Below are 5,625 nucleotides of genomic sequence, written 5' to 3' on the forward strand. Positions count from 1 at the left end.
CATCGGCGCGATCACCGGCACCTTGCGCACTTTCGCCCGGCGACACCCGGCCGCCGGGCGAAAGTGCGCAAGGTGCCGGTGATCGCGCCGATGCGCTCGGTCATCGACACGATCGACGTCAGATTGCCGCTGGCCGGTTCGGTTTTGCCGGTTTCGAGAAAGCGGCCCGCATTCTCGGCATAGGTGCGGATAGCGGCGACCGGCTGGTTGATCTCGTGCGCCACGCCGGCGGCGATTTGGCCGAGGATGGAAAGCCGGTTGGCCTGGGCGAGGTCGTCGCGCAGCCGGCGCACCTTGGCTTCAGCATTCTCGCGCTCGGCGATTTCACCGGCAAGTGCGGTGTTGGAGCGGGTCAACTCGGCCGTTCGCGTGCTGACTCGGCTCTCCAGTTCGGCATTCATCCGCGCCAGCGCCTCCTGCCTCAGCCTGCGCGTTCGCCGGCGCCGGGTCAGCACGTAGGCAAGCAGGCCCATCAGCAGCAGACCAAGCAGCGTGGTGAGCCGCGCCGTGTTGGCGGCCGATGAAAGAGCAGCGTCGGCGGGAGTGAGCAGCCAGAGACGCCAGCCAGGAACAGCAGCGGGCAAATCCTGCACCACCTCGACGAACTGGCGCGGTTTTCCCGCGTTGTCGATCGTCGCCAGGCCGTCACCAGCGCCGCGCCGGATCGGCAGCGGCTCGAAGCCTGCATCGGCCAATTGGAGCTGCTCGTGGGCTGCGGCGGTGTCCTCGGCCGACAGTGGCGCCAGCGCACGGAACCGCCAGTCGGGCTGGCTGGTAGCCAGCACCACGCCGCGTTCATCAGTGATGAACACAAGGAAACCGCTGGAACGCCAATTGGCTTCGACGCCGTCGAGTTCGACCTTCAGCACCGCAACGCCGAGCGGCTTGCCGCCATCGTCGACGCGGCTGGCAAGGTACAGCCCCGGTCTGCCGCTGATTGTGCCGAGGCCATATTGGCTGGCAGCACCCTTGCTCATCGCTTCCTGGAAATAGTGCCGAAAATTGTAATCGATGCCGACAAAGCTCGCCGGTTCGTCGGCATTGCTGGCTGATATGGCGATGCCTGCCGTATCGATGATGTAGATGGCGGATGCCGAGGCATCGCCGGCAATCGACTTGAGCTTGTCGTTGAGGGCCTTTTCTTTCATTTTTCCGGCCCGGCGCAGAGCGCCGCGCACCGCATCGTCTCTGGCCAACACCAGTGGAACCAAGCGCTGCTTTTCGATTTCGCCGGTCAGGGTTCCCGCCGCCAGCGGCAGTGCGGCGAGTGCCGTCTCACGCAGATTATCGGCCGCCTGGCCGGAGGCGATGCGCCCGGCAATGGCGATCGCGCCGGCCAGAAATGCAAGAGCGGCGACCACGGCAACCCAGCGGCCATCGCGCAGCCGCGCCACGGCCTCGCGCAGCAATCCACGGCCGGCAAATCCAGGGAATCCGCTATCGGTGCCTGCTTGCGGCGTCTGCCCTCTCCCCTTTGCTCGCGGCCTTTCGGCCAGTGTAATGCGAAAATCCGCCCAGGCAAACACTGCCTGTGCGGAAATCCGCACAGGCTTTGGCCGCATGACGTCAGACAAAGGCGGAAATCCCGTGGTTCCGGCCTTTCCGCGAACTGGCACAGCGCTTGCAAAACTCCCTGGCAGCGGCGTGCGACCGGAGCGCCGCGATGGGAGAAGTCACGCAGGGCGCTCCGCCCCATCCGGCCAGGGAGAGTTCGATGCACATCGCAGACCAATCAGGCGCGCTTGCCGCGCAGCGCAAGCCTTTCTATGCCCAACTCTACGTGCAGGTGCTCGTCGCGATCACCGTCGGCATCCTGCTCGGCCATTTCTATCCGTCGGTCGGCGAGAGCATGAAGCCGCTCGGCGACGCCTTTATCAAGCTGGTCAAGATGATCATCGCCCCGGTCATTTTCCTGACCGTGACTACGGGCATTGCCGGCATGAGCGACCTGCAGAAGGTCGGACGTGTCGCCGGCAAGGCGATGCTCTATTTTCTCACCTTTTCGACGCTGGCTCTGATCATCGGCCTTGTCGTCGCCAATGTCGTGCAGCCGGGCGCCGGCTTCAACATCGACCCGGCGACGCTCGACGCCTCGACCATCAGCAATTACGCCGCCAAGGCGCACGACCAGTCGGTCACCGGCTTCCTGATGAACATCATCCCGTCGACCATCGTCGGCGCCTTCGCCGACGGCGACATCCTGCAGGTGCTGTTCTTCTCGGTGCTGTTCGGCATCGCGCTGGCGTTGGTCGGCGACAAGGGCACGCCCGTGCTCAATTTCCTGCAGGCGCTGACGACACCGATCTTCAAGCTGGTCAGCGTGCTGATGAAGGCGGCCCCCATTGGTGCCTTCGGCGCGATGGCCTTCACCATCGGCAAATACGGCATCGGCGCGGTGATCAATCTCGCTATGCTGGTCGGCACCTTCTACGTGACGTCGTTCCTGTTCGTGTTCGTCGTGCTTGGCGCGGTCTGCCGCTACAACGGGTTCTCCATCCTGTCGCTGATCCGCTATATCAAGGAAGAGCTGCTTTTGGTGCTGGGCACCTCCTCATCGGAAGCCGCCCTGCCCTCGCTGATGGAAAAGATGGAGAAGGCCGGCGCCAAGCGCTCGGTCGTCGGCCTGGTCATCCCAACCGGCTATTCCTTCAACCTCGACGGCACCAACATCTACATGACGCTGGCGGCGCTGTTCATCGCACAGGCGACCAACATCCACCTGTCTATGGGTGACCAGATCCTGCTGCTGCTGGTGGCCATGCTTTCCTCCAAGGGTGCCGCGGGCATCACCGGAGCGGGCTTCATCACCCTTGCGGCGACGCTTTCGGTGGTTCCGGCGGTGCCGGTCGCCGGCATGGCGCTGATCCTCGGCGTCGACCGCTTCATGTCGGAGTGCCGGGCGTTGACCAACTTCGTCGGCAATGCTGTCGCCACGCTGGTGGTGGCTCGCTGGGAAGGCGAACTCGACGAGGCCAAGCTGGCCAGAGCGCTGGCGGGCACGGCCGACGATAGCCTGCCGGCGGACGTTGTTCCCGCCGAGTAATGACGCGCGGTCAATGCGTAAAAGGCCGGAGGCGTGCTGCCTCTGGCCTTTGTCATGCAGGTCGCAACGTCAGACCGTGCCGGTCTTGCTCAGCGGCGTGTCCGGAAACGTGCTTGGGCCAACAGGCATGCGGGCTGCCAAAGTGCCCCCGTCGTCGAACAGCACAAGGCTGGCGGCGCCGACGAGCCCGGCATGGCGGCCGAGCTGGGCCTGAACGACCGGCACGTCGCGATAGGCGCGCATAGCCCGTTGCCTGATGGTCGCCTCGATGGTCGGCAGCATCAGATCGAGCCCATTGGCGATGCCACCGCCGACGACCAGCACATCGGGCGAATAGAGATGCAGGAGATTGGTGAAGCCAATGCCCAGCCAGCGCGCTTCCTCCTCCAGCAAGGCCGAGGCAAGAGCGTCCTGCAGCCGTGCCGCCTCGACGACATGGCGGCCGGTCACCTCCGCGTCCGCTGACAAGCGTCGCAAGGTAGAGCCGTCTCCGGCTGCCGTGGCGGCGCTGGCGCGGCGGCCAAGTGCCGTTCCCGACGCGATGGCCTCGAAGCAGCCAACGACACCGCATACGCAGCGCTCGCCTTCATTGGTGATGGTCATGTGACCGATCTCGGCTGCAAGGCCACGGCGGCCATGCAGGATGCGCCCGTCGACGACGACACCGCCGCCGATGCCGGTCGAAACCGTGACAAAGACCAGCGAGCGAGCGCCATGGCCGGCGCCGAAGCGCCATTCGCCGAGCGCCGCGGCATTGGCGTCGTTCTCCAGCCGCACCGGCAGGCCGAGCCGCCGTTCCAGGATGTCGGCAAGCGGCACGTCCAGCCAGCCGGCGAGCGTCGGCGGGCCGACGGCGATGCCGGCCAGCGGATCGAGCGGCCCCGGTGCACCGACGCCGACGCCGACGATCGAAAGTGCCGGGGCCTCGGCATGGACTGTCGCCGCCAACGCCTCGATCTGGCCGATCACCACATCGGGACCGGCCTGCGCCTGCGTCGGCACCGCCGCGAATGCCAGGATCTTGCCGTCGCGGTCGACCAGGGCGGCGCGAAGCTCCGTCCCGCCAAGATCGATCGCAAGGGCGGCTTCTGATGTCATGCCGCGACCTTCAAGCCGTGCAGCCAGCCGATGCGGCCGGCGAGGTCCTTGTCACCGAAGGCGAGCGAACCGAGAACCACGGTTTCGGCCCCGGCGGCACGCAGCAACGGCACGGTCTCGTGGCGGATGCCGCCATCGGCCGCCAGAACCACTTGCGCCTCGCGGCCGGCCTCTCTCAGGATGGCGCGGGCAGCGCCCAGCCTGTCGCAGGCCTTGTCCGACAGGCTCTGTCCCTTGACGCCGATTGCGGTTCCAAGAAGCGTCACGAAGGCGGCTTCCGGGACGAAGGCCGTCACTGCTTCCACAGGCGTCTCCAGCCTGAGTACGACGCCGGCCTCGGCGCCGAGCTCCCGCGCCAGCCGCACGGCGCGCAATCCGGCTTCGCCATTCTCGGCATGGACGCTGATCATGTCGGCGCCGGCTTCGATGAACTGGCGCGTCTGCGCCTCGACGATTGCTTCATCGACCATCAGGTGGACATGGATGGGTTTCGCCGTCAGCCCCGCAATGCGGGCGACGAGATCGGGGAAGAACAGGAAGGACGGTGCGAAATGACCGTCCGCCACATCGATATGATGAAGATCGACATAGGGCTCGATGCGCTTCAAGTCGTTTTCGAAATTGGCGAGATTGGCCGACCAGAGCGAGAATTCGGCGATCATCCGGTCGCGCGGCAATGCGGCGATGGCGGCCGGGCCTGAGAGAGGTTTCGAGATCATGACTGGTCCTGGTTGTTGAAATTCATGTCGAGAAAGTCCGCGATGGCGGCGCGAATTTCGGCGAAATGGCACTCCTTGTCGGTGGCCTTCGGCATCACCTCGGCAAAGGTCGCATTGGGGATGGCGTCGGCGAGGCTGCGGGCGGCGGCCAGCGGATGGACGAGATCGATGCCGCTGCCGATGACGAGCGTAGGGAACGCAAGGCCAGCGGCGGCTGCCCGCGTCACGCCAGGTCCATCCTCTGCGATCGCCTGCATCACCTCGGCGAAGACGGGCGCGTTTTCGCGCGCGAAGAAGCCGAGCAGGGAAGCAAGATTGTCCGGCGCTTCGGTGTGAAAGCGGGCGGCCGTCGCGGACGCCGCGAAGATATCTCGCGCCTCCGATAAAGGACGGCTGAGGATGAGCTCCGCCACTTCCACGTAAGGGCGCATGTTTTGCGGCGCCGCATCGAAAGCCCAGGCAGGGCGCACAAGCACGAGACCGGCGACCCGGTCCGGGTGCCGGGCGGCAAGCTGCAAGGCAATGGCCGCACCCATCGAGATGCCGCCGGCGACGAAACGGTCGAGGCCGGCCGCATCCGCGGCGGCCAGCACATCATCGGCGAACATCGCGATCGAAAACGGGCGCTTGCTACCGGCGCCGGAACCGCCCTGCGCTCGGCATTCGACGGTCAGCCGACGGTATGAAGGACCATCGGGAAAGTTCTGCGCGACCTGCGCTGCGTCACCGCCGAGGCCATGCTGGAAGACGACGGGAAGCCTGCCC

Annotated in this window: 4 protein-coding genes and 1 pseudogene; 1 reads left to right on the forward strand and 4 read right to left on the reverse strand. The window is 65.8% G+C overall.

The features are described from left to right. Positions 1-38: 38 nt before the first annotated feature. Positions 39-1,547 (reverse strand): annotated as a pseudogene (locus EN749_RS29455) (cache domain-containing protein); the annotation flags it as partial. Between the two features lie 167 nt (positions 1,548-1,714). Here EN749_RS29455 and EN749_RS29460 point away from each other — a divergent pair. Next, complete coding sequence (locus tag EN749_RS29460; RefSeq protein ID WP_127327056.1) at positions 1,715-3,043, forward strand: dicarboxylate/amino acid:cation symporter; 1,329 nt, start codon at positions 1,715-1,717, stop codon at positions 3,041-3,043. A gap of 69 nt (positions 3,044-3,112) precedes the next feature. Here EN749_RS29460 and EN749_RS29465 read toward each other — a convergent pair whose 3' ends face one another. From EN749_RS29465 to EN749_RS29475, 3 genes are all read right to left on the reverse strand, one after another. Further along, positions 3,113-4,141 carry an ROK family protein gene (locus tag EN749_RS29465; RefSeq protein ID WP_128364476.1) on the reverse strand — a complete coding sequence of 343 codons (1,029 nt, stop codon included), beginning with the start codon at positions 4,139-4,141 and terminating at the stop codon, positions 3,113-3,115. Beyond that, positions 4,138-4,860, reverse strand: coding sequence for a ribulose-phosphate 3-epimerase (locus EN749_RS29470; RefSeq protein ID WP_128289613.1), 723 nt, complete (start codon positions 4,858-4,860; stop codon positions 4,138-4,140). Before EN749_RS29470 ends, EN749_RS29465 begins: the two co-directional genes overlap by 4 nt. After that, positions 4,857-5,625, reverse strand: a 769-nt coding sequence (locus EN749_RS29475) for an alpha/beta hydrolase (protein ID WP_145991047.1), incomplete at its 5' end; no start/stop codon positions are given. The genes EN749_RS29475 and EN749_RS29470, both read right to left, overlap by 4 nt.

It is taken from the genome of Mesorhizobium sp. M7A.F.Ca.ET.027.02.1.1, from assembly GCF_004022985.1.
In the GTDB taxonomy this organism is placed as follows: Bacteria; Pseudomonadota; Alphaproteobacteria; order Rhizobiales; family Rhizobiaceae; genus Mesorhizobium.